This window comes from Streptomyces sp. NPDC001732 (assembly GCF_053596315.1).
Genome location: NZ_JBSFFY010000010.1, coordinates 44,213 through 67,189 on the forward strand (window position 1 = coordinate 44,213; position 22,977 = coordinate 67,189).

Here is a 22,977-nt window from a genome sequence, read left to right on the forward strand (position 1 = left end):
GGCACTCGCACAGACGCGTTCCCTACGATGGCGCGGTGACGAGTACTGCGCCCGAAGCCCGACAGGGCCAAGACGCCGGGGAACCGCACGGCGAAGAATCTGCATCCTGGCAGCGGCGGCTGCGCCGCTTCGGCCATTCGCCCCGGTCCGGTACCGGGCTGCGCGAACGGCTTGTTCCGCCGTACACCCGGCCCGGCGCCCAGCTGTGGGCGGTGCTCGGCGTCTCCCCGCCGACGGCCGAGCGCCTGGTGCGGTGGTCGGCCTGGGGCGGGCCGCTGCTGGTGGCGCTGGTCGCCGGGGTGCTGCGGTTCTGGAACCTGGGCAGTCCGCACGCGCTGATATTCGACGAGACGTACTACGCGAAGGACTCCTGGGCGCTGATCAACCAGGGGTACGAGGGCGACTGGCCCAAGGACGTCGACAAGCTGATCCTGACCGATCCCTCGAAGGTGGAGATCCCGGTCGATCCGGGTTATGTGGTGCATCCGCCGGTCGGCAAGTGGATCATCGGGTTCGGGGAGCAGCTCTTCGGTTTCACACCGTTCGGCTGGCGGTTCATGGTGGCGGTGCTCGGCACGCTGTCGGTGCTGATGCTGTGCCGGATCGGCCGTCGGCTGTTCCGCTCGACGTTCCTGGGCTGCCTGGCGGGCACGCTGCTCGCCGTGGACGGCCTGCACTTCGTGATGAGCCGCACCGCGCTGCTCGACCTGGTGCTGATGTTCTTCGTGCTGGCGGCGTTCGGTGCGCTGCTGATCGACCGGGACTGGGCGCGGCGCCGGCTGGCCGCCGCGCTGCCGGTCGACGAGGAGGGGGTGCTGCGCCCGGACGCCGAGGTCGCGGAGGGGCTGCGGCTCGGGCTGCGCCCGTGGCGGCTCGTCGCCGGGCTGATGCTCGGGCTGGCCTTCGCCACCAAGTGGAACGGCCTGTACGTCCTGGCCGCCTTCGGTCTGATGGCGGTGCTGTGGGACGCGGGCGCGCGCCGGACCGCGGGCGCGGTGCGGCCGTACACGGCGGTGCTGAAGCGGGACCTGGTGCCGGCCTTCGTCTCGACGGTGCCGGTCGCGATCCTGACGTACGTCGTCTCCTGGACCGGCTGGATCGTCACCGGCAAGGGCTACTACCGCAACTGGGCGCAGACCGACGGCCGGGGCGGCAACTGGACCTGGCTGCCGGACTGGCTGCGCAGCCTGTGGCACTACGAGTACCAGGTCTACGAATTCCACGTGAACCTGACGTCCGGCCACACCTACCAGTCCAATCCCTGGAGCTGGATCGTGCTGGGCCGGCCCGTCTCGTACTTCTGGGAGGAGCAGCCGGGCTGCCCGACGTCGGAGGGCGGCAAGTGTGCCCGCGAGGTGCTGGCCATCGGGACGCCGCTGCTGTGGTGGGCGGCGTGCTTCGCCCTGGTGTACGTGCTGTGGCGGTGGTTCTTCCGCCGCGACTGGCGGGCGGGCGCGATCGCCTGCGGCGTGGCGGCGGGCTGGCTGCCCTGGTTCCTCTACCAGGAGCGGACGATCTTCCTGTTCTACGCGGTCGTGTTCGTGCCGTTCCTGTGCCTGGCGGTGACGATGATGATCGGCGCGATGCTGGGGCCGGGGGCGAGAACGGCGTCCGGCCCGGAAACCGTGCCGATGGGCGACGACCCGGCGACGGAACGCCGAAGGACGCTGGGTGCGATCGGGGCGGGCGTCCTGGTCCTGCTGATCATCTGGAACTTCATCTACTTCTGGCCGATCTACACGGGCGAGCCGATCCCGAACGGTTCGTGGCGCGACCGGATGTGGCTGGACACCTGGATCTAGCCGGGCGGAACAAGCCGAGGGGCCGCGGTCGACGACTGCGGCCCCTCGGTGGTTGTCGGTGCTCATCGGCCGCCTTCGGCCGGCCCGACCACTTGCGAGTCGGTCCCGCCTGCACGCCCGGGGGGCCTTCACGGACCCGGTTTCGGCCGCGCCGCAATGGCTGCCTTCAGTCGCGGGACCCTGGTACCACCGAACCAGGCTTGGGTCCGAGGGCACAGGTAGCCGAGCAGAGTGGTCATGTCCTGCATGTTCAGCGCGATGTTGTTGCTGAACACGGGCTCCAGGTGAGCTACGCGGTTGCGTAGCAGGTGAAGGCGTTTGACCGGCCCCTCGACGTGCGCGAGGGCCTGTGGTGTGAGATGCGGGAAAGCGTGTCGGAGAGCGTCGTGCCAAAGCGTGTGGGTATAACGCGAGGCCAGCAGGTACCTCCAGAAGCCGAAACCGAGTTGAGCCACGATGTCCCCCTCCAGCGGGGTGATCCTCTGGATCGCGGCCCCTCTGATCGGTGGAGACTGTTTGCGCGCTATCTCCTCCTGGGAGCGACTTCGCGCCTGGGCGATGTCCTTCCTGGCCCGGTCCGTCAGTTCGGGGAACGGGTTGTCGAGCCAGCTGCCGGCACCGTGGCGCTTCAAGTACAGCTGGGACAGTTGCTCATGCAGAGCGTTGCGCAGCACGACTTCGACAACGTGCAACGCTTCGTACAGGGCACCGGAGGCCTCGACGTTCCACTGATAGAGGCGGATACCCGCACGGGTCGAGCCGGCCGCAGCGGTATAGGGCTGCAGCCGGGCCGGCGCCAATCGCTGTTGGAGAACCTTCTCCATGGGGAGTTGTCTCATGGTGCAGGGCATCGTAGACTGCCCCACGAAGACCTACCCGGCCTCTGCATGCAAGCTGGTGGGTTCATGATCATCAAGGGTCCGTTGGCGCTTCTGGCCAAGGGGCCCTTGTTTTTTGTCGGCGCAGCCACGCAGCAGAGGAGCAGTCGGCCTGCACGGCCTCAAGCAGCGGCAAGCCGGATCAGTCCGGATCGGCGGACGAGCGGCAGCTGTTCGTCTCCGACACCCGGGCCGGGTTCGTCCGCGTCTTCGACGTGCGGGACGACGGCACGCTGTCGGGCGGCGAGGTCTTCGCCGAGGCGGCGGCCCGGCAGAAGGCCCGCTCCGACAACCTCCGCTTCGACGACGGCGGCCGGCTCCTGGTCGCCGCGATGGACGACGGCGTGCACTGCTACGACCCCGACGGCACCCTGATCGGCCGCCTGAACGTCCCCGAGACGGTCGCCAACATCTCCTGGGCGGCGCCGAGCGCAACCGCCTCCTCATCACCGCCGGGACCAGCCTCTACTCGGTGGTCATGGGCGTCACCGGCACCCACCCGACCGGACCGGGACGACAGCCCTGGCTGAACCCGGCACCCCGGTGACCTCCCGGCCGGGCACGGGGCGGACCGTCCGCCTCCGCGTTCAGGGGGCACGTACCGCGTATCCCGTTCCCATAACAACCGACTCGACCGCCCCTCCCCTCCCGTAGGGTGCCGACCAGCATCCCCTTGAACACGTTCAAGGGGGCTCCTGGGGAGGGGGACTGCAGGATGCGCAGTGGAGCGAAGGTCGCCATGGTGGGCGGAATGTTCGCGGTCGTGGTCGGCGGGGTGGGGTACGGGGCGTACAACGTCCTGGACGACCTGGGCGGCGGGGGCGGTACGGACAACCGTTCCACGGCCGCCGAGGTGAAGTCGGGGCCGGTCACCGAGGAGGAGATCGGCGAGGCGTCGAAGAAGTTCCTGAAGGCGTGGGCGAGCGGCGACTCGGCCGCCGCGTCCCAGCTGACCAACAACGCGGGCGAGGCCGGACCGGCCCTCGCCGGTTACCGCGAGAGCGCCCATGTCACCGAGGCGGTGATCACGCCGGGCCCGGCGGTCGGCTCGAAGGTGCCGTACACGGTGAGGGCGACCGTGTCCTTCAAGGGGAAGTCCAAGCCCTGGTCGTACTCCTCCGAACTGACCGTGGTACGCGGCCTGACCACCGGCAGGCCGCTGGTGGACTGGTCCCCCACCGTGATCCACCCGGACCTGACGGACGGCGCGTCGCTGAAGACGGGCGAGGCGACGGCCCCGTCGATCGAGGCGGTCGACCACAACGGCCGGGCGCTCACCAAGGAGAAGTACCCCTCGCTGGGGCCGGTCCTGGACGCGCTGCGCGAGAAGTACGGCGAGAAGGCCGGGGGCACCGCGGGCGTCGAGACCTGGATCGAGAGCCCGGACGAGAAGACTCCGGACAAGACCCTGCTGACGCTCACCAGGGGCAGGCCGGGGAAGCTGGTGACCACTCTGGACGCCGGGATCCAGGCGGCGGCCGAGGCGGCCGTGAAGAGGTTCGGCCAGGCGTCGGTGGTCGCGGTCCGGCCGTCCACGGGCGCGATCCGGGCGATCGCCAACAGCCCGGCCGCCGGCTTCAACGCGGCGATGCAGGGCAAGCAGGCGCCCGGCTCGACGCTGAAGATCGTGACCGCGGCGATGCTGATCGAGAAGGGCCTCGCCTCGGCGGACCAGCCGATCGAATGCCCGAAGACCGCCATGTACCAGGGCCGCACCTTCCACAACCTGGACGGCTTCGACATCCCGCGGGGCACCCTGACGACCAGCTTCGCCCGGTCCTGCAACACGGCCTTCATCAAGCTGATCGACGACACGAAGGACGACGCCGCGCTCGCCAAGGAGGCCCGTGAGGTCTTCGGCATCGGCCTGGACTGGCAGACCGGCGTGGTGTCCTTCGACGGCAGCGTTCCCGAGGCGACCGGCGGCGAGGCGGCGGCCCAGTACATCGGCCAGGGCACGGTCCAGATGAACGCCCTCAACGTGGCGTCCATCACCGCCACCGCGAGGACCGGCACCTTCCGCCAGCCGATCCTCGTGGACCGGGACCTCGACGGCCGGCCGATCGCCACCGCCGCCAGGTCGCTGTCCCCGAACGTCTCCCGGCAGCTCACCGAGATGATGCGCCAGACCGCGGCCTGGGGCACCGGCAAGGCGGCGATGGCCTCGGTCGGCGGTGACAAGGGCGCCAAGACGGGCTCGGCGGAGGTGGACGACCAGGCGACGTCCAACAGCTGGTTCACCGGCTTCAGCAACGACCTGGCCGCCGCAGCGGTCGTCCAGGCCGGTGGCCACGGCGGCGACGCGGCGGGCCCGGTGGTGGCGGCGGTCCTGCGCGCCGGTCCTTGAACCGGGTCCTGGGCTCCGTCGCGTGTCCCGCCAACTCCGTCGCGCGCCCCGTACCGCGTTCGCTAGCGTGCGGGGCATGAGCACTCCCGACACCACCACCACCGCCGAAGCCCACCCCCGATTCGCCGAGGCCCTGCAGGAGCTGGGTCTCGACGTCGAGGTCCGCAAGTTCCCGGAGGCCACCCGGACCGCCGCCGAGGCCGCCGCCGCGATCGGCTGCGGACTCAGCGAGATCGTCAAGTCGTTGATCTTCGAGGCCGACGGCGTGCCGGTGCTGGTCCTGATGGACGGCTCCTCGCGCGTCGACGTGGAGCGCGTGCGCGCGGAGCTGGGTGCCGGGAAGGTCGGGCGGGCCGGTGCCGACCTGGTCCGGGAGACGACCGGTTACGCGATCGGGGGCGTGCCGCCCTTCGGTCACCGTACGAGGACCCGGGTGCTGGCCGACCGCGGGCTGCTGGAGCACGCCGTGGTGTGGGCGGCGGCGGGCACCCCGCACACGGTCTTCCCACTCGACCCGAAGACATTGATCGCACACGCCGGAGGAACCGTGGTGGACGTGCGCGAACAGTCGAAGTGACGTCAGCAGAAGGTTTCATGACGGCCCGTCGGATCATCCGGCGGGCCGTCACAAAGTAGTCGCCCCGGGTCGGTCGAGCACGTACGGGTCCAGGAATTCGTGGAGATCGGCGACCGTCGGCTCCCCCTCCTTCTTGTCGTCCTCGCCCGGCGGCGGGGCGACGGTGCGCGGCGGGCACGGGTCGGCCGCCGATCCGTTCGGGTCGTCCGACCGGAAGCGCTCCCCGCGGATCTCCTTGCTGCCCAGCCGCTTGCCGGTCGCGGCCTCGTACACGGTCGCCTTGTAGATGCCCTTGTAGAGGTAGAGGGAGAACGGGTGCTGCCTGGTCTCGCCGCCGGTCCCGCCGAGGACGTCGGGCATGGTCTGGTAGACACAGCGCTTGACGAGCTCGCCCCGGCCGGTGCGTTCGACGCAGGCGACGAGCTGCACCGTTTCCGGCTTCGTGGGGTACCAGACCCGGAGGTCCGCGGCGGTGGGCCCGTTCGGGCCGGAGTCCGCCTCGGGCCAGTAGCTGTCGATGACCACGGGGCGGGGGCCCTTGTCGGAGCGCGGCGGCGCCTGGGAGAACTCCCGGGGCTCGTCGCACATGGTCAGATAGCTGTAGGTGACGAACGGCTTCTCCTCTTCGTCGAAGAGGGTCAGGTAGCCGAACACCCCCAGGGCGAGCACCGCGGCCACCGCGACCGCCCTCCCGATCACTTTCCGTGCCATGCGGATGAATCCTTCCCCCGTCGGTCCTCGGCACGAATCCTTCCCTCTTGACAAGGCCGGGACAACCGCGCCCGGCCATCGCTGCACGAAACTGCCGTTCCGCTCCGGGCCGCGAAGGGGCCGGAACGGGTGTGCCGTCCCGGCCCTGCGCGGTGCGGGGGCGGGCCGCGCCTACTCTCCCGAAATCGCCTGCTGGAAGCCGTAGTTCGTGGCCGTCAGTCCGCCGTCCACCCGCAGCGTGGTCCCCGTGATCCAGGCCGCGTCGCGGGAGGCGAGGAAGGCGACGGCGGAGGCGATGTCCTCCGGTTCGCCGACCCGGCCGAGCGGGTAGATGCGGCTGGCTCGGGCCAGTGCCGCGTCCTGGCCCGCCCAGGCGTCCGTGCGGACCGTGCCGGGGGCGATCAGGTTGACGCGTACGCCGCGCGGTCCGGCGTGACCGGCGAGGGTGCGGGTCAGGCTGGCCAGGCCCGCCTTGGCCGCGCTGTAGCCGTGGTTGCCGAAGTCCTGTTCGCCGTTGACCGAACCGATGTTGACGATCGCGCCCCGGCCGGAGGCGATCAGGTGCGGGAGCGCGGCGCGGCAGCAGCGGTACGGGCCGGAGAGCGAGATGTCCAGATCGCGTTCCCACGCCTCGTCCGGCTCGTCCTCGAAGAGCGGGACGTCCGAGGAGCAGGCGTACGCGTTGTTCACCAGCACGTCGAGGCGGCCGAAGACGGCGACGGCGTGGGCGACCGCGGCCTCGACCGCCGCCCGGTCGCCGACGTCGCAGGGCAGTGCCTCGGCGGTGCCGCCCGTCTCGCGTATCGCCTCGGCGGTGCGGGCGGCGCGGTCGCCGTCCAGGTCGGTGACCAGGACCCGCGCGCCCTCGGCGGCCAGTCGGCGGGCGGTGGCGGCGCCGATGCCCCGGCCCGCTCCGGTGATGAGTGCGCTGTGTCCGTCGAACCGTGAACCGGCGGGGTGCGAAGGAGCCGCAGCGTGAGGAGGAGTCATAGCGCCGACCGTACTGCCCTGACCAGGGCCTGGGCACGGGGGTCGGCGGTGACTCCTTTCTGCAGACCGTTCGTCACGTAGCCCAGTGCGATGCCGGATTCGGGGTCGGCGAAGCCGAGGGAGCCGCCCCGGCCGGGGTGGCCGAAGGAGCCGGGGGCCAGCAGCGGGGCCGCCGGGCCGTGGAGCATGTAGCCGAGGCCGAAGCGGGTGTTGACGACCAGGACCCGGTCCGGCCCCGCCGACTCCTCGGTGCGGGCCAGGGTGAGGGTGGCGGGGGCGAACAGCCGGTGGCCGTCGACCGGGCCGATCATCGCGGCGTAGCAGCGGGCCAGGGCGCGGGCGGTGGAGATGCCGTTGGAGGCGGGGAGTTCGGCCGCCCGGTAGCCGGGGTCGTTCTCGTCGGGGAGCGGGTCGATGGCGCCGAAGGCGCGGCGGGTGAGGGACTGCGGGTCGCGGTACGCCTCGGTGACGGAGCGCTTGGGGCGCAGCCGCAGGGAGCCGCCGTTGCCCGCTCCGGCGGGCGGTTCCACGGGCCCGATCCGGCCCACCCGGTGCGTCTCGTCCGCCGGGAGGCCGAACCAGAAGTCCAGGCCGAGGGGGCGGGCGATCTCCTCGGCGATCCAGCGGCCGATGGTGCGGCCGGTGACCCGGCGCACCAGTTCGCCGACGAGCCAGCTGTAGGTCTGGGCGTGGTAGCCGTGGTCGGTGCCGGGTTCCCACTGGGGGCGCTGGGCGGCGACGGCCTGCGGTCCGGAGTTCCCGTCGGCCGCCTCGGAGGGGGTCAGCGGGCAGTCGAGGGCGGGGAGCCCGGCCCGGTGGGACAGGAGGTGCCGGACGAGGACGCGTTCCTTGCCGGCCGCCTTGAACTCCGGCCAGTACGTGCCGACGGGGGCGTCGAGGTCGACCTGGCCGCGCTGGTGCAGCAGCAGCGGTACGGCGGCGGCGATGCCCTTGCCCGCCGAGCGGACGATCTGCACGGTGTCGACGGCCCACGGTTCGGCGCCGTCCACGTCCCTCGTGCCGGCCCACAGGTCGACGACCTTGTGCCCGTCCCGGTAGACGGCGACGGCCGCGCCGCGTTCGCCGCGCTGCTCGAAGTTGCGGACGAACGCGTCCCGGACCGGTTCGAATCCGGCCGTCACCGTGCCGCGTACGTCCACATCTGCTCCCACGCTCCCGCTCATCCCCCCATGGTGCATCCCCGTGCGGGTGGAACGGGGGCCGGGTCACCCGTTGTTCACGCCCGCGGAACGTTCACGGCCGGGAAACGCTCACGGTCACGGAAAGTCCGTGCTCACGGAACGTCCACCGTCACTGAGCGCGGGTCGAAGCCGAAGGGCAGTTCCAGGCGGTGGGCACGCATCAGCTCCTCGTCGCAGAGCAGGTCCTGGGTGCGGTCGTCGGCGGCGATGACGCCCTCGCTGAGGATCACCGAGCGCGGGCAGAGCTCCAGGGCGTACGGCAGGTCGTGCGTGACCATGAGCACGGTGACGTCCAAGGAGCGCAGGATGTCGGCGAGTTCGCGCCGGGAGGCCGGGTCGAGGTTGGAGGACGGCTCGTCGAGGACGAGGATCTCCGGCCGCATGGCGAGGACGGTGGCGACGGCGACGCGGCGGCGCTGGCCGAAGGAGAGGTGGTGCGGCGGCCGGTCCGCGTATCCCTCCATTCCGACCCGCTTCAGGGCCTCGGTGACGCGTTCCTCCAGTTCGGCGCCGCGCAGCCCGGAGGCGGCGGGGCCGAAGGCGACGTCCTCGCGGACGGTGGGCATGAAGAGCTGGTCGTCGGGGTCCTGGAAGACGATGCCGACGCGGCGGCGGATCTCGGCGAGGTTGCGCTTCTCGACGGGGAGGCCGGCGACGCGGACGGTGCCCGCCCCGGCGTCGAGGATGCCGTTGAGGTGGAGGACGAGGGTGGTCTTGCCGGCGCCGTTCGGGCCGAGCAGGGCGACGCGTTCGCCCCGGGCGACCGTGAGGTCCACCCCGAAGAGGGCCTGGTGGCCGTCGGGGTAGGCGTACGCGAGGCCGCTGACCTCCAGGGACGGGGCGGGGGCGGTGGGGGTGCTCATACGGTCCATCCCAGCAGACGGATGGCGAGGGCGAGAACGGGGAGTGCGGCGGCGTGCGCCCACTGGGTCCGGGAGGCCGTCACCTCGTCGATGACCGGCATGGAGCCGGTGTAGCCGCGGCTGACCATCGCGAGGTGGACGCGTTCGCCGCGTTCGTAGGACCGGATGAACAGGGCGCCCGCCGTTTTGGCCAGGACGCCCCACTGCCGTACGCCGCGGGCCTCGAAGCCCCGGGAGCGGCGGGCGATCGACATCCGGCGCATCTCGTCGGTGATCACGTCGCCGTACCGGATCATGAAGGAGGCGATCTGGACGAGCAGCGGGGGCAGCCTGAGTCGCTGGAGGCCGAGCAGCAGCGCGCGCAGTTCGGTGGTGGCGGCCAGGAGCACGGAGGCGGCGACGCCGAGGGTGCCCTTGGCCAGGACGTTCCAGGCGCCCCAGAGGCCGGGGACGCTGACGGAGAGGCCGAGTACGTGGGTCTGTTCGCCGGGCACCACGAACGGCATGAGCAGCGCGAACGCGACGAACGGCACCTCGACGAGCAGGCGCTTGAGCAGGAAGCCCGCCGGGATGCGGGCCAGGGCGGCGACGGCGCCGATCAGCACGGCGTACAGCGCGAACGCCCACATCGCCTCGCGCGGCGTGGAGACGACGACCACGACGAAGCAGAAGGCGGCGACGAGTTTGCAGTGCGGCGGCAGACGGTGGACGGGCGAGTGCCCGTGCCGGTGGAGCTTGTGTGCGTGGCCTGCGCCCATGTCAGACGGCTTTCTGTTTCGTGCTTCGTACCCGGCGGGTTCCCCGCGGGGCGGTGGTCGTGCTCACGGTCGTATGCGGGCCGGGCGGCCTTCCGTTCCGTGCCCCGCGGGTTCCCCGCGCGGCGGCCGGGCCCGTTCAGACGGTTTCGCGGTCGCGTGCGGTGTCGGTGGGGGCGTCCGGGGTACGGCGGCGGCGGACGGCGTAGAAGACGCCGCTGCCGACCACGACCGTGGCGCCGACCCCGATCACCCCGGCGAGGCCGCCGGAGAGCCGGGCGTTGGATACGTCCTTGACGCCGTAGTCGGCGAGCGGGGAGTCCTTGGCGGCGTGTTCCTCGGTCTTCTCGTCGATGCCCTGGTCGGCGGCGACCTTCTCCAGGCCGTCGGGGTTCGAGGAGGCGTAGAAGGAGACGAAGCCCGCCAGGACGAGGGCGGTGACCAGGCCGGTGGCCCAGAGCCCGCGGTGGGAGCGGGCGGCGGCCGGGGCGGCGGGTCGCGGGGCGGGGGCGTCGACCAGTTCGCCGTCGACCCGGAGCTTGAGCGGGGCGGCGAGGCCGCGGGCGCCGTGGACCAGGTCGGGGCGTACGGCGATGACGGCGCCGACGGTCAGCGCGGTGATCACGGCCTCGCCGATGCCGATGAGGACGTGGACCCCGACCATCGCGGTGAAGACCTTGCCGATCGCGATGTCGGTGGTGCCGCCGATCCAGTAGAGCAGCGTGAAGGCGCAGGCCGCGGCCGGTACGGAGACCAGGGCGGCGACGAAGGACGCGACGGTCACGGAGCGCCGGGTGCGCGGCAGCACGCCGAGCAGCCCGCGGAAGAGGGCGTACGCGACGACGACGGTGACGACACCCATGACGAGCACGTTCACGCCGAGCGCGGTGAGGCCGCCGTCGGCGAAGAGGACGCCCTGCATGAGCAGGACGACGGCGATGCAGAGCACCCCGGTGTACGGCCCGACCAGGATCGCGGCGAGCGCCCCGCCCAGCAGGTGTCCGCTGGTGCCCGCCGCGACCGGGAAGTTCAGCATCTGCACGGCGAAGATGAACGCGGCGACGAGACCGGCCAGCGGTGCGGTGCGCTCTCCCCCATTCTCGGCTGCGCTCGAACGGGAGGTGCCCCCCAGCTCCCGCCGGGCGCCCCGCAGACCGACCGCCACGGCCCCCGCGGCGACGACTCCGGTGACGGCGGAGACGGGTGCGTCGATGAATCCGTCGGGTACATGCATGCCAAGGCTCCGCTTCCTGCGACCCCGCGTTGCTGCGGACATGTCGTGAACCGCTCAATGATAGGTCCTTGTTGCAAAGCTGTCGCAAGAGCGCCTTCGTCACAACTGGCCGCCGCACCCCTGACGCAAAATGTGGGACATTTGATGACAAAGGAGAAAACAGCAGGAGGAATTGGCCATGCCCCCCGTGATCCATGAACAGGCCGAAGCCTGGCTCGTCAACGACACCCCGGACCTTCCGGCGGTGCCGGTCGACCTGCTGTACGACGCCGACGACGACCCCTGCACCGTCCATGTCGCCTTTCCCGGCGGCATCGACTGGGCGTTCGGCCGCGATCTGCTGGAACGCGGCCTGCTCTCCCCCGCCGAGCACGGCGGCGTCCGGGTGTGGCCGTGCGGGCGGACGCAGCTGGTCGTGGAGCTCCACTCGGAGAAGGGTGTGGAGGTGGTGCAGTTCGACAGTGCGCCGCTGGTCCGTTTCCTGCACCGCACGCACGACGGAAACGCCGACGACGAAGGCGTCGGGGGGCGGCAGTCGCACGACGTGCCCGCGTGAGCCACCCGCATGGTGCAAGCCCGCCCACCCGATACAGGCGTCCCCTGACGCCCCCCGACCGCGGGCCCTGATCGCAGAGATCCCCGACCGCAGACCCCCATGGCGGAAGCCCCCGTGCCGCTTCGCACGGGGGCTTCCGCTGTCGCCCCGGCCCCCGTCCCCACAGGCAACCGGCGCTTCCGGGGCCGCGCTCCGCTCAGGCGCGGCCCCGGAATCTCTTTCACAACTCGGAACGTGCGGGCCGGACCCGAATCGACTCCGGACCGTGCGGCCCGGACCCGAACCAGTTCCGGACCGTGCGGGCCGGCCCCGAACAGAGGCCCGGCCCGCCCCGTCCCGGCTCAGACCCGGGCCAGCTCGCGCTCGCCCTCGGCGTCGCCGCCGTGTCCGTGCCCCTCGGCGGGCGTCTCGCCGAGCTGCTCGCGCAGCTTCTCGCCCTCGACGTCCACGTTCGGCAGGGCCCGGTCCAGCCAGCGCGGCAGCCACCAGGCGCGGTGGCCCAGCAGGGCCAGGACAGCGGGCACGATCGCCATCCGGACCACGAACGCGTCGAAGAAGACGGCGATGGCGAGCGAGAAGCCGATCATCTTGACCATCTGCTCGCTGGAGCCGATGAAGCCCGCGAAGACCGCCATCATGATCACGGCCGCGGCCGTGACCACCCGGGCGCCGTGCCGGAAGCCGGTGACGATCGCCTGGCCGGGCTTCTCGCCGTGGACGTACGCCTCGCGCATCCGGGTCACGAGGAAGACCTCGTAGTCCATGGCGAGACCGAAGACCACGCCCACCATGAAGATCGGCATCATCGACATGATCGGGCCGGTCTGCTCCACGCCGAAGAGCGAGCCGAGCCAGCCCCACTGGTAGACCGCGACGACCGCGCCCAGGGCCGCGACGACCGAGAGCAGGAAGCCCAGGGCCGCCTTCAGCGGCACCAGCACCGACCGGAAGACCAGCATCAGGAGCAGGAAGGCGAGGCCGACGACGAGCGCCAGGTACGGCAGCAGCGCGTCGTTCATCTTCTGCGAGAAGTCGATGTTCATCGCCGTGGAGCCGGTGACCAGGACCTCCGCGCCGGTGTCGGACTTGATGCCCTCGCCCGCGTCACGGATCGAGTGGACGACGTTCTCCGTGTCGACGGAGCTGGGCCGGTCCTTCGGGATGACGGTGATCATCGCGGTGTCGCCGGCCTTGTTGAACTGGGCCGGGGTGACGGCGACGACGCCCTTGATGCCGGAGATCTCGTCGGAGACCTGCTTGGCCGCGGCCTTGCCGTCGGAGCTCTTCGCGGTGTCGACGACCACCATCAGCGGGCCGTTGAAGCCGGGGCCGAAGCCGTCCGAGAGCAGGTCGTAGGCGCGCCGCTGGGTGGTGCTGGTGGGCTGGGAGCCCTCGTCGGGCAGGCCCATCTCCAGGGACGCGGCCGGGACGGCGACCGTGCCGAGGCCGATGACGCCGACCAGCAGCACCCAGACCGGCCTGCGCAGCACGAACCGCGCCCAGCGGGTGCCCATGTTCGGCTTGCCCTCGGTCCCGGGCGCCTTCTCGGCCCCCGCCGAAGCCCCGGCCGATTCCTCGGCGGCCTTGCGCGCCTTGCGGCCCATGACCCGCTTGCCCGCGAAGCCCATCATCGCCGGGACCAGGGTGAGCGCGATGAGGACGGCGATCACGACCGTGCCGGCCGCGGCGAAGCCCATCTTCGTCAGCATCGGGATGTTCACGACCGCGAGGCCGGCCAGTGCGATGACGACGGTGAGACCGGCGAAGACCACCGCGGACCCGGCGGTGCCGACGGCCCGCCCGGCCGCCTCCTCGCGCTCCCGGCCCTCGGCCAGCTCGGCGCGGTAGCGGGAGACGATGAACAGCGCGTAGTCGATGCCGACCGCGAGGCCGATCATCATCGCGAGGATGGAGGTGGTGGAGCCGAGGTCGAGCACGTTCGCCAGCGCCGTGATCGTCGAGACGCCGACGCCGACGCCGATCAGGGCGGTGAGCAGCGGCAGCCCGGCCGCGACCAGCGAGCCGAAGGTGATGACCAGCACCACCGCGGCGACCGCGACGCCGATGATCTCGGTGGCCCCGGTCTCGGGGATCACCATGAGCGCGTCGCCGCCGATCTCCACGGTCAGCCCGCTCTTCTGCGCCGCGTGGCCCATGTCCTCCAGGGACTCACGGGTCGCGTCGGTCAGCTCCATCGAGGTGACCTTGTAGGACACCGAGACGTACGCCGTGGACCCGTCCTTGCTGACGGCACCGGCGGTGTACGGGTCGGTGACCGAGGCGATCTGGTCCGAGCCCGACTTCAGCTCGGCGACGACCTTGTTCACCTCGGCCTTGTTCGCCGGGTCGGCCATCTTCCCGCCGTCGGGGGCCTTGAAGACGACCCGGGCGGTCGCGCCGTCGGCGCTGGCTCCGGGGAAGCGCTGTTCCAGCAGGTCGAAGGCGCGCTGCGCCTCCGTGCCCGGTATCGAGAAGGAGCTGGAGGTCGCGGTGGACGCGGAGGCCGCGCCGAATCCGGCGAGCGCCAGCAGTGCCACCCAGATCAGGGCGACATAGCGGCGGCGCCGGAAGGCGAACCGTCCGAGTTTGTAGAGGAATGTGGCCACGGAGGCGTACTCCCGGTCAGGTCGTGTGGGTGGAAAAGGGCGTGTGGAACCAGCCCGACGACGAGAGCGGCGTGTCAGGTGGAGCGGGGAGAGGGCCGTACGAGGGGACCGCGGGGCCGGTCCGGGGACTCGGTACCTCAGATTCCGAGAGCGGGGAGAACCACGGAGTCGATGTAGTCGGTCAGGAATGCCCGGTCGACGGAGCGGTCCTCGACCAGCAGCCGGGCGGCGAAGGCGCCGATCAGCATGTGCGGTACGTATTTCAGCGCCGGGTTGTCCGGACGCAGTTCACCCCGGTCCACGGCTCGGCGCAGCAGTTGGTCGAGGCCGGTCATCTCTGGCTCGATCAGCAGCTCGCGCAGCGCCTCGTGCAGATCGGGATTCTCGTGGACGGCATGGCTCAGACCCCGCATCAGCGCGGAGTCCTTCTCCATCTGGCAGTCGTCGGTACGGCTCAGCACGGCGTGGAAGTCGCCGCGCAGCGACCCGGTGTCGATCTCGGCGAGGGACACCGGCTTGTTGTGCCGCAGAGCCTTGACGACCAGCTCGGGCTTGCTCCCCCACTGGCGGTAGAGGGTGGCCTTGCTGGAACGGGTGCGGGCGGCGATGGCGTCCATGGTCAGGGCGTCGTAGCCGACCTCGCGGAGCAGGTCGAGCACGGCTTCGTACAGCTCGCTCTCACGCTCGGGCGTGAGCCTGGTGCGCGCCATTGCCGGCCTCCCGTCTCGGTGCGTACGCGGGTGTCCCGGTGCGCACGCAAGCCTCGCCGACCGACTCGAACGCGAGTCCGCCGAACGAAACTGTTTCGTACACATCGACGTTACCCCGCCCCTCCAGCGAAACGAAATCGTTTCGCTTGTGTTCCGCACCACAGCGACCCGTGCCACGGCGACCCGCCCCGCAGCGCCCTCGCGCCCCGCCCCCGTGCCCCGGCGCGCCCCGCACCACGAGTTGCCGGGGCCCTGCCGCGCGGAAAGCATGGGAGGGTGAGTGACGAAGTCGCGTATCTCCGTTTCCCGCACCTCCACGAGGACCTGCTCTGCTTCGCGGCCGAGGACGATCTCTGGGTCGCCCCTCTCGCGCCGGAGGGGCAGCGCCCCGGCCGCGCGTGGCGGGTGACCGCCGACCGGACCCGGATCGGCCATCCGCGCTTCTCCCCCGACGGCAGCCGCATCGCGTACACGTCCTGGCGCACCCTCGACCCCGAGATCCACCTCGCCCCGGTCGAGGGCGGCCCGGCCCGCAGGCTCACCTACTGGGGGTCCACCGACGCCCGGGTCTGCGGCTGGACCCCCGACCCCGGGGACGCCGCCCAGATCCTCGCCGTGTCCTCGCACAACCAGCCGTTCTCGCACGTCTCCTGGGCCTACACCCTGCACACGGACGGCAGCCCCGGCGGGAAACTGCCCTGGGGCCCGGTCTCCGACATCGCGATCGCCGACATCGAGGACGAGCGCCGCACCCTGCTGCTCACCGGCACCCCGCCGCACGAACCGGCCTCCTGGAAGCGGTACCGGGGCGGCGCGACGGGCCGGCTGTGGCTGCACGGCAAACGGCTGCTGCCGGACATCGGCGGCCACCTCGACTCGCCCATGTTCGTCGCCGGCCGGATCGCGTTCCTCTCCGACCACGAGGGCGTCGGCAACCTGTACTCCTGCCGCCCCGACGGCGGCGACCTGCGCCGCCACACCGACCACGACGCCTTCTACGCCCGGCACGCCTCCAGCGACGGGCACCGGGTGATCTACCAGTGCGCGGGCGACCTGTGGCTGGTGGACGACCTGGCCTCGCCGGACGCGGTGCCCCGGAAACTGGAGGTCCGGCTCGGCGGGCCGCGCGCCGGACGGCGTACGTACCAGATCCCGGCAGCCAGCAACATCGACTCGCTGTCCGTGGACGAGACGGGCCGGGCCAGCGCCGTCGCCGTACGCGGCAGCCTGCACTGGCTCACCCACCGCGACGGCCCCGCCCGGACCATCGCCGACACCCCGGGCGTCCGGGTCCGGCTGCCCGAGATGCTCGGCAGCGGCGACCAGGTCGCCTACGTCACGGACGCGGACGGCGCGGACGCCGTCGAGATCGCCTACCTGCCGCGCGCCAGCGGCGACCGCGCACCGCGCCGACTGGCCTCCGGCCTGCTCGGCCGGGTCGAGGAGATGGTCGCCGACCCGGACGGCGAGCGCCTGGCGATCGCCACCGACGACGGCCGGCTGCTGATCCTGGAGACCGACGAGGAGACCACCACCGGCGAGCCCACCGAGCTGATCCGCTCCATCAACGGCCCGGTCCGCGACATGGCGTTCTCCCCGGACGGTGCCTGGCTGACCTGGTCGCACCCCGGGATCGGCCGTTCGCTGCGCCAGATCAAACTGGCCCGCATCCTGGGCACCGGCGCCCCCGTCATCGTCGACGTCACCAACGGCCGCTTCGAGGACGAGAACCCCGTCTTCACGGGCGACGGCCGCTACCTCGCCTTCCTCTCCTGGCGCGGTTTCGACCCGGTCTACGACGTCCACACCGGCGACCTGTCCTTCCCGCTGGGCTGCCGCCCCTACCTGGTGCCGCTCTCCTCGGCGACCCCCTCCCCGTTCGCCCTGTCCCCCGAGGGCCGCCCGGCGGCGGGCGGTCTCGACCCGGTCGACGACGTCCCGGAGGCCCTCACGGGCGAGGGGCCCTCGACGGTCACCGTCGAGTTCGAGGGCCTGGAGAACCGGGTGACGCCGTTCCCGGTCTCCGCGTCGAAGTACTCGGCCCTGCACCCGGTGAGCGGCGGCGGGCTGGTCTGGCTGCGCTGGCCGATCTCGGGCGCGCTCGGCGAGACGTTCGCCAACCCGGCGGACATGTCGGGCCGCCCCACCCTCGAACACTTCAACATCTCCAAGGCCCGCAGGACCGAACTCGTCGCCCACCTCGACTCGTTCGCGGTCAGCGGCGACGCCACCCGGCTGGTCGTCATGGACGAGGGCGAGCTGCGCGCCGTGCCCGCCACCGAGATCGCCGACGGCGACTCGACGGTCTACCTCGATCTGCGCCGCATCCTGCACGAGGTCGATCCGGCGGCGGAGTGGCGGCAGGCGTACGCGGAGGCCGGTCGCATCATCCGCGCGTACTTCTGGGAACCGGACATGTGCGGCATCGACTGGGACGCCGTGCTCGACCAGTACCGCCCGCTCCTCGAACGGGTCGCCTCCCCCGACGAATTCGCCGATCTGCTGCGGGAGGTCCTGGGCGAACTGGGCACCTCGCACGCGTACGTGTCCCCGGCCCGCCGCAACGAGGGCCCGCCGCACTACCAGCGGGCGATCGGCATGCTCGGCGCGAACCTGGTGTGCCGGGACGGCGACTGGACGATCCGCCGCATCCTGCCCGGCGACTCCTCCGACTCCAAGGCCCGTTCCCCGCTGGCCGGTACGGGCATCCGGGAGGGCGCCGTCCTCACCCATGTCGACGGCCGCCCGGTGGACCCGGTCGCGGGCCCCTACCCGCTGCTGGCCGCGGCGGGCGGCACCACGGTCGAGCTCACCTTCCGCCCGGTCGGGAAGGAGGGCCGGTCCCGCCGCGTCGCCGTCGTCCCGCTGGTCGACGAACGCCCCCTGCGCTACCAGGACTGGGTGGCCAAACGCCGTGAAGTCGTACGGGAGTTGAGCGGCGGCAAGTGCGGCTACCTGCACATCCCGGACATGGGCGGCTCCGGCTGGGCCCAGTTCAACCGGGACCTCCGCCTGGAGGTGTCCCGCCCGGCCCTGATCGTCGACGTGCGCGGCAACGCGGGTGGCAACATCAGCGAGCTGGTGGTCGAGAAGCTCACCCGCACGATCCTGGGCTGGGACCTGACCCGCAACGCCCAGCCCGTCAGTTACGCCTCCAACGCCCCCCGGGGCCCGGTGGTCGCCCTGGCCGACGAGGCGACGGCCTCCGACGGCGACATGATCACCGCTGCGTTCCGGCTGCTGAAGCTGGGCCCGGTGGTGGGCCAGCGGACCTGGGGCGGTGTGGTCGGCATGACCGGCCGGCACCGGCTGATCGACGGCACGGTGATCACGGTGCCGATGAACGCCGCCTGGTTCGACACGTACGGCTGGTCGGTCGAGAACCACGGCGTCGAACCGGACCTGGAGGCCCTGCGCACCCCGCTCGACTGGGCCGAGGGCCGGTACGCGGTGCTCGACGACGCAGTGCAGCTGGCCCTGGACCTGCTGGCCGCGCAACCGGCGTCGGCCCCGCCGACGTACGACAACGTCCCGGACCGCAGGCGCCCACCCCTGCCGCCGCGGTAAGCGGTACGGGCCCGGGGCGGACCCGTACCGCCCGCCCCGGGCCCGCCGGTCCCGCACCGGCGGGCCCCACTGGACGGGCGCCCGCCGACCGGCGCTTCCGCATCCGGTCGGCGGCCGGTGCGACGGAGCCGTCCGTGTCAGGCCGGACAGCCCGTCGGCAGGGGCGGATGACCCGCCCCGGCGACCAGTCGAAGCCCATCATGCTGCCGCCCGGTGGTACGTCCCGTACGTAATTCCCGTTGCTGCCAAGGAGCTTGACAGGGCCCAAAAGAGGTGGCGGCCGCCCGGCGGGCCGGGCGCCTCGCTCCGGCCCGGCCGGAGCTCTCAACCGGCGCGGCCGAGCCGTCCTGCGGGCATCGGTTCGCCCATGGGGTCTGCGTGACGGACGAGGCCACGAACGCCGACGACCAGGGCCCAGAGCAGAAGAGGAAATGCGGCGACGCGCTCCATGCCTCCCATGCCGAGACCGAGATAGTGGTGGGAGAGGAACAGCCCCAGAGCCGCGATCGCCGTGATTCCCAGCAGGCCGGTGCCCCACCGCAGGGGGGCCGGAACCCGTTCCGCGAGGCCGAACCCCGCCAGGACAAGACCGATGTTGCCCGTCGCCATGATGAGAAGGGCGCCCAGGACGTGCTGGTTCTCGTTGACGTCGGCAGGAGCCAGCCCGGCCAGCACGAATCCCGTGCCGGCACCGGCCAGCAGGAGCCGGGCCACGACACCGGCCGCGCCCCTGCGCCACAGGGCACCACCGGTCAGGGCGACACCGACGACGAGCAGCAGTCCCAGGGTGACGAACGAGAAGTTCATCAGGCCGTGCTCGGGGGAGCAGATGTACCGCGGTTCGGGCTCCGACTGCAGCGCGCAGTACGCGTTGCCCAGATCACTGATGTTGTTCCGCGCCCAGCTGTACGCCGGTTTCGCCCAGGCCGACTCGGCGATCCCGTGGACCACGAAGAACTGCACCACCCCCACGATCCACGCCAAGTAACCGATCCTGACCTTCACTTGTCCGCCTTCCGCCAGGTGAATCCCGTACGGACAGCCGATCATGCGGCGCTGGGCCCGGACACTCCGACGAGCCCCCTGGAACGGGGTGGGGCAGGCCCCACTTCGACCGGGGCGCAGGAGCTCAGTGATCTGGCTCACCCCCTGTCACAGCGGTCCGCCGTCCGGTGTCTTGATGCCGAAAGCCGAAACCGGGCAACGGACGGAGAGACATCATGGACAGGAACACCGGCGTGGTCGTCATCGGCGGGGGTTACGCGGGCGTCACCGCCGCCAACCGGCTGGCCCACCACGACGACGTGACCGTGACCCTGGTCAACCCGCGCCCCGACTTCGTCGAGCGCATCCGCCTGCACCAGGTGGCCGGCGGCAACCACGACGCGGTCGTCGACTACGGGGAGGTCCTGGCCGGGAACATCCGGCTGGTGGTCGACAGCGTCGCGACGATCGACGCGGCCGGGCGCCGCCTGGAACTGGCGGGCGGCGACACGGTCGGCTACGACTACCTGATCTACGCGGTGGGCAGCGGCAGCGCCGAACCGGACGTGCCCGGCGCGGCGGAGTTCGCCCACCCGATCGCCACCCTGGAGGAGGCGCGGCGGCTGCGGCCGGTCCTCGCCGACGCGCCCGCGACGGCCCCGGTGACCGTGGTCGGCTCCGGCCCGACCGGCATCGAGACCGCCGCCGAACTGGCGGAGGAGGGCCGCGCCGTGACCCTGGTCTGCGGCGAGGAGCTCGGCCCGTACCTGCACCCCCGGGGCCGCCGCTCGGTCGCCCGCACCCTCGCCGAACTCGGCGTGACCGTGGTCGCGGGCCCCGGTGCGCGGGTCGCGGCCGTGACCGGCGACGCCGTGCGGCTCGACGACGGCCGCGAACTCCCCAGCCGGGTCACCGTCTGGGCCGCCGGCTTCGGCGTACCGGACCTGGCCGCCCGCAGCGGGCTGAGCACCGACGCCGTGGGCCGCCTGCTCACGGACGAGACGCTGACCAGCGTGGACGACCCGCGGATCGTCGCGGCCGGGGACGCGGCGGCACCGGTGGACATGCCGTTCCGGATGAGCTGCCAGGCCGCGGGCCAGCTGGGCTCGCGCGCCGCCCGCACGGTGCTCAGCCGGATCGCGGGCGAACGGCCCGCGCCGCTCAAGCTGTTCTTCGCCGGCCAGTGCCTCAGCCTGGGCCGTCGCACCGGGATCTTCCAGTTCGCCTCGAAGAACGACCGCGCGATCCCGCTCCTCCTGGCGGGCGGCCCCGGTGCGAAGCTCAAGGAGTTCGTCTGCAGGACCACCGTCAAGCAGTTGGCGAACGAGGCACGCAAGAACAACCCGCACCCCGCGCACGACAAGGCACCGGCCCCCGCCGGGCGAACCGCCTGAGGGCCGGAAACCGATAACCCGGAGCCGACCGCCAACAGCCGACAACCAACAACCAACAACCGACAACCGCCTGCCGACAGCCACAGAGAGGCCGCCGTGAACGACGCCCACGACGAACGCGACGAGCACGCCACCACCGACCCGGCGACCGAGGCGTTCGTCGCCCACCGCAACCTCCTCTTCACCGTCGCCTACGAAATGCTCGGCTCGGCGGCCGACGCGGAGGACGTCCTCCAGGAGACCTGGTTGCGGTGGGTCGAGGTCGACCTGGACCAGGTCCACGACCCGCGCGCCTACCTGGTCCGGATCACCACCCGGCAGTCCCTCAACCGGCTGCGCACGCTGTCGCGCCGCAAGGAGGCGTACGTCGGCCCCTGGCTTCCCGAACCGGTGCTCACCTCGCCGGACGTGGCCGAGGACGTCGAACTCGCCGAGAGCGTGTCGATGGCCCTGATGCTCGTCCTGGAAACCCTGTCGCCGACGGAACGCGCCGTCTTCGTACTGCGCGAGGTCTTCGACGTCGACTACGACGAGATCGCCGCCGCCGTCGACAAGACCCCCGCGGCCGTCCGCCAGATCGCCCACCGCGCCCGCCGGCACGTCGACGCCCGCCGCCCCCGCACGACGGTCTCGGCGAGCGTGTCCCGGGCGGCGGTGGATTCGTTCCGGCGCGCCCTGGAGACCGGGGACCTCCAGGGCCTACTCGACGTACTCGCCCCCGACGTCGTCCTCCTCGGCGACGGCGGCGGCATCAAGCAGGCCGCCCGACGGCCGATCATCGGCGCCGACAAGGTGGCCCGCTACCTCGTCGGCGGCACCGGCAAGACCACCGCCGCGATCACCATCAGCCCCACCCTGGCCAACGGCAACCCGGCGTTCGTGCTGCGTCTGGACGGCGAGGTCGACGGCGTCGTGGCGTTCCGGATCGAGGACGGCCTCATCACCGGCCTCTACTACGTGCGCAACCCGGAGAAGCTGACCCGCGTCGACTCCGAGACCGCGCTCACCCTGCGCTGATCTGCCCCGCCGGTCCGCCCCTCGCCCCCACGGGCCCGGGGGGGCGGACCGCCGTTTTCGGCCTTCCACCGGCCGGGGGCCCGCTCGGGGCCCGCAGTTCGCACCAGACCGTCTTGCCGCGCGGCCCCTGCTCGACACCCCACCGCAGCGCCAGCGCGTCCACGAGCGCCAGCCCCCGCCCCGACTCGTCACCGCCCGCCGCGCTCCGTATCACCGGCCAGGCACCCGGCTCCGGATCGCTCAGCTCGACGCGGACCCGGCCGGTGCACGTACCGCTGACCCGGAGCGTCACCGGCGTCCCCTCCCCGAGGTGCACGATCACATTGGTCAGCAACTCACTGACGCAGAGCAGCAGATCGGGCGAATCCGCGCCCCCGCATCGCTCCCGCAGAGTGCGCCGCACTTCCGGTACGGCCTTCGGCACGGCGAGCAGCTCCAGCGTGACCGGCAACGGGCTCATCCCCCGGCCGCCGAACGCAACACCTCGGCCAGCCGGTGCGCGGTGACCGCGTTGCAGTTGCCGAGCGCGATCAACGGCGGCCGGGTCGTCCACCCGGCGAGCGTCAGCGGATCGACCCCGAGCGACGGCAGGATGATGCCGTGCGCGGCGAGCGCGCCCCGCAACGCGTCGATGGCCGCGCCGACGTCGTAGGTGGGGATGTCGTGCATGGAGGTACCGCCGGGCCTGTCGTCGTGCTTGCTGTCGTCGGGCCTGCTGTCGTCGTGCCTGTCGTCCATGAGGAGCCGTACACCTTTCGTTGCACACTGTGACGAACGCCTCACA

The 22,977-nt window shown here is 71.8% G+C and carries 19 protein-coding genes and 1 pseudogene; 8 read left to right on the plus strand and 12 right to left on the minus strand.

The annotated features are described in order from the left end of the window. The first annotated feature begins 35 nt into the window (after positions 1-35). Positions 36-1,802: a dolichyl-phosphate-mannose--protein mannosyltransferase gene (locus tag ACWCXX_RS13330; protein WP_451126542.1), complete on the plus strand. Its 1,767-nt coding sequence runs from the start codon at positions 36-38 to the stop codon at positions 1,800-1,802. A gap of 128 nt (positions 1,803-1,930) precedes the next feature. Here ACWCXX_RS13330 and ACWCXX_RS13335 read toward each other — a convergent pair whose 3' ends face one another. Beyond that, positions 1,931-2,626, minus strand: coding sequence for a hypothetical protein (locus ACWCXX_RS13335; RefSeq protein WP_451126544.1), 696 nt, complete (start codon positions 2,624-2,626; stop codon positions 1,931-1,933). 206 nt (positions 2,627-2,832) lie between these two features. Between ACWCXX_RS13335 and ACWCXX_RS13340 the strand changes: the two are divergent. The 3 genes and pseudogenes from ACWCXX_RS13340 to ACWCXX_RS13350 form a co-directional block, all read left to right on the plus strand. Next, a pseudogene (locus ACWCXX_RS13340) lies at positions 2,833-3,227 on the plus strand (SMP-30/gluconolactonase/LRE family protein); the annotation flags it as partial. 168 nt (positions 3,228-3,395) lie between these two features. Continuing rightward, positions 3,396-5,027: a penicillin-binding transpeptidase domain-containing protein gene (locus ACWCXX_RS13345; protein ID WP_451126546.1), complete on the plus strand. Its 1,632-nt coding sequence runs from the start codon at positions 3,396-3,398 to the stop codon at positions 5,025-5,027. 76 nt (positions 5,028-5,103) lie between these two features. After that, positions 5,104-5,604: a YbaK/EbsC family protein gene (locus ACWCXX_RS13350; protein ID WP_451126548.1), complete on the plus strand. Its 501-nt coding sequence runs from the start codon at positions 5,104-5,106 to the stop codon at positions 5,602-5,604. A 48-nt stretch (positions 5,605-5,652) separates the two neighbouring features. Here the strand turns inward: ACWCXX_RS13350 and ACWCXX_RS13355 are convergent, their stop codons facing one another. From ACWCXX_RS13355 to ACWCXX_RS13380, 6 genes are all read right to left on the minus strand, one after another. Next, complete coding sequence (locus ACWCXX_RS13355) at positions 5,653-6,315, minus strand: hypothetical protein (protein WP_451126550.1); 663 nt, start codon at positions 6,313-6,315, stop codon at positions 5,653-5,655. Positions 6,316-6,486: 171 nt separating this feature from the next. Beyond that, on the minus strand, positions 6,487-7,305 hold the full coding sequence (locus ACWCXX_RS13360; protein ID WP_451126552.1) for an SDR family NAD(P)-dependent oxidoreductase: 819 nt from the start codon (positions 7,303-7,305) through the stop codon (positions 6,487-6,489). Next, on the minus strand, positions 7,302-8,465 hold the full coding sequence (locus ACWCXX_RS13365; RefSeq protein ID WP_451126816.1) for a serine hydrolase domain-containing protein: 1,164 nt from the start codon (positions 8,463-8,465) through the stop codon (positions 7,302-7,304). Before ACWCXX_RS13365 ends, ACWCXX_RS13360 begins: the two co-directional genes overlap by 4 nt. Positions 8,466-8,599: 134 nt before the next feature. Beyond that, positions 8,600-9,370 (minus strand): energy-coupling factor ABC transporter ATP-binding protein, encoded by a 771-nt coding sequence (locus ACWCXX_RS13370; RefSeq protein WP_451126554.1) that lies wholly within the window; start codon positions 9,368-9,370, stop codon positions 8,600-8,602. After that, the gene (gene cbiQ / locus ACWCXX_RS13375; RefSeq protein ID WP_451126556.1) at positions 9,367-10,128 is read right to left on the minus strand and encodes a cobalt ECF transporter T component CbiQ; all 762 of its coding nucleotides are present in this window, start codon (positions 10,126-10,128) and stop codon (positions 9,367-9,369) included. Before cbiQ ends, ACWCXX_RS13370 begins: the two co-directional genes overlap by 4 nt. Before the next feature lie 136 nt (positions 10,129-10,264). Further along, positions 10,265-11,359, minus strand: a complete 1,095-nt coding sequence (locus tag ACWCXX_RS13380) for an energy-coupling factor ABC transporter permease (RefSeq protein ID WP_451126558.1) — start codon at positions 11,357-11,359, stop codon at positions 10,265-10,267. 178 nt (positions 11,360-11,537) lie between these two features. Between ACWCXX_RS13380 and ACWCXX_RS13385 the strand changes: the two genes are divergently transcribed. Continuing rightward, the gene (locus ACWCXX_RS13385) at positions 11,538-11,915 is read left to right on the plus strand and encodes an SsgA family sporulation/cell division regulator (protein ID WP_451126560.1); all 378 of its coding nucleotides are present in this window, start codon (positions 11,538-11,540) and stop codon (positions 11,913-11,915) included. A 341-nt stretch (positions 11,916-12,256) separates the two neighbouring features. Here ACWCXX_RS13385 and ACWCXX_RS13390 read toward each other — a convergent pair whose 3' ends face one another. Then, complete coding sequence (locus tag ACWCXX_RS13390) at positions 12,257-14,521, minus strand: MMPL family transporter (protein WP_451126562.1); 2,265 nt, start codon at positions 14,519-14,521, stop codon at positions 12,257-12,259. A gap of 137 nt (positions 14,522-14,658) precedes the next feature. Next, on the minus strand, positions 14,659-15,231 hold the full coding sequence (locus ACWCXX_RS13395; RefSeq protein WP_451126564.1) for a TetR/AcrR family transcriptional regulator: 573 nt from the start codon (positions 15,229-15,231) through the stop codon (positions 14,659-14,661). Positions 15,232-15,507: 276 nt separating this feature from the next. On the opposite strand from ACWCXX_RS13395, the gene ACWCXX_RS13400 reads away from it, so the two are divergent. Next, entirely contained in the window at positions 15,508-18,798 is a 3,291-nt protein-coding gene (locus ACWCXX_RS13400; RefSeq protein ID WP_451126566.1) for a S41 family peptidase, read from the plus strand. Positions 18,799-19,122: 324 nt separating this feature from the next. Here the strand turns inward: ACWCXX_RS13400 and ACWCXX_RS13405 are convergent, their stop codons facing one another. Then, positions 19,123-19,803, minus strand: coding sequence for a DUF998 domain-containing protein (locus ACWCXX_RS13405; protein WP_451126568.1), 681 nt, complete (start codon positions 19,801-19,803; stop codon positions 19,123-19,125). A 215-nt stretch (positions 19,804-20,018) separates the two neighbouring features. On the opposite strand from ACWCXX_RS13405, the gene ACWCXX_RS13410 reads away from it, so the two are divergent. Then, entirely contained in the window at positions 20,019-21,176 is a 1,158-nt protein-coding gene (locus ACWCXX_RS13410) for an NAD(P)/FAD-dependent oxidoreductase (RefSeq protein WP_451126570.1), read from the plus strand. A gap of 96 nt (positions 21,177-21,272) precedes the next feature. Beyond that, complete coding sequence (locus ACWCXX_RS13415) at positions 21,273-22,193, plus strand: RNA polymerase sigma-70 factor (RefSeq protein ID WP_451126572.1); 921 nt, start codon at positions 21,273-21,275, stop codon at positions 22,191-22,193. On the opposite strand, the gene ACWCXX_RS13420 is transcribed toward ACWCXX_RS13415, so the two are convergent. Together ACWCXX_RS13420 and ACWCXX_RS13425 are read right to left on the minus strand one after the other, a co-directional pair. Next, positions 22,180-22,653, minus strand: coding sequence for an ATP-binding protein (locus ACWCXX_RS13420; protein WP_451126574.1), 474 nt, complete (start codon positions 22,651-22,653; stop codon positions 22,180-22,182). The genes ACWCXX_RS13415 and ACWCXX_RS13420 overlap by 14 nt on opposite strands. Next, the gene (locus ACWCXX_RS13425) at positions 22,650-22,931 is read right to left on the minus strand and encodes a hypothetical protein (protein ID WP_451126575.1); all 282 of its coding nucleotides are present in this window, start codon (positions 22,929-22,931) and stop codon (positions 22,650-22,652) included. The genes ACWCXX_RS13420 and ACWCXX_RS13425 overlap by 4 nt, the downstream gene beginning before the upstream one ends. Positions 22,932-22,977 lie beyond the last annotated feature (46 nt).

What these genes read in the sequence shown, in the direction of transcription:
- ACWCXX_RS13335 (WP_451126544.1), bottom strand. Translation starts at nt 2,626, where the DNA reads ATGGAGAAGGTTCTCCAACAGCGATTGGCGCCGGCCCGGCTGCAGCCC.
- ACWCXX_RS13345 (WP_451126546.1), top strand. Translation starts at nt 3,396, where the DNA reads ATGCGCAGTGGAGCGAAGGTCGCCATGGTGGGCGGAATGTTCGCGGTC.
- ACWCXX_RS13350 (WP_451126548.1), top strand. Translation starts at nt 5,104, where the DNA reads ATGAGCACTCCCGACACCACCACCACCGCCGAAGCCCACCCCCGATTC.
- ACWCXX_RS13355 (WP_451126550.1), bottom strand. Translation starts at nt 6,315, where the DNA reads ATGGCACGGAAAGTGATCGGGAGGGCGGTCGCGGTGGCCGCGGTGCTC.
- ACWCXX_RS13360 (WP_451126552.1), bottom strand. Translation starts at nt 7,305, where the DNA reads ATGACTCCTCCTCACGCTGCGGCTCCTTCGCACCCCGCCGGTTCACGG.
- ACWCXX_RS13370 (WP_451126554.1), bottom strand. Translation starts at nt 9,370, where the DNA reads ATGAGCACCCCCACCGCCCCCGCCCCGTCCCTGGAGGTCAGCGGCCTC.
- cbiQ (WP_451126556.1), bottom strand. Translation starts at nt 10,128, where the DNA reads ATGGGCGCAGGCCACGCACACAAGCTCCACCGGCACGGGCACTCGCCC.
- ACWCXX_RS13380 (WP_451126558.1), bottom strand. Translation starts at nt 11,359, where the DNA reads ATGCATGTACCCGACGGATTCATCGACGCACCCGTCTCCGCCGTCACC.
- ACWCXX_RS13385 (WP_451126560.1), top strand. Translation starts at nt 11,538, where the DNA reads ATGCCCCCCGTGATCCATGAACAGGCCGAAGCCTGGCTCGTCAACGAC.
- ACWCXX_RS13395 (WP_451126564.1), bottom strand. Translation starts at nt 15,231, where the DNA reads ATGGCGCGCACCAGGCTCACGCCCGAGCGTGAGAGCGAGCTGTACGAA.
- ACWCXX_RS13410 (WP_451126570.1), top strand. Translation starts at nt 20,019, where the DNA reads ATGGACAGGAACACCGGCGTGGTCGTCATCGGCGGGGGTTACGCGGGC.
- ACWCXX_RS13420 (WP_451126574.1), bottom strand. Translation starts at nt 22,653, where the DNA reads ATGAGCCCGTTGCCGGTCACGCTGGAGCTGCTCGCCGTGCCGAAGGCC.
- ACWCXX_RS13425 (WP_451126575.1), bottom strand. Translation starts at nt 22,931, where the DNA reads ATGGACGACAGGCACGACGACAGCAGGCCCGACGACAGCAAGCACGAC.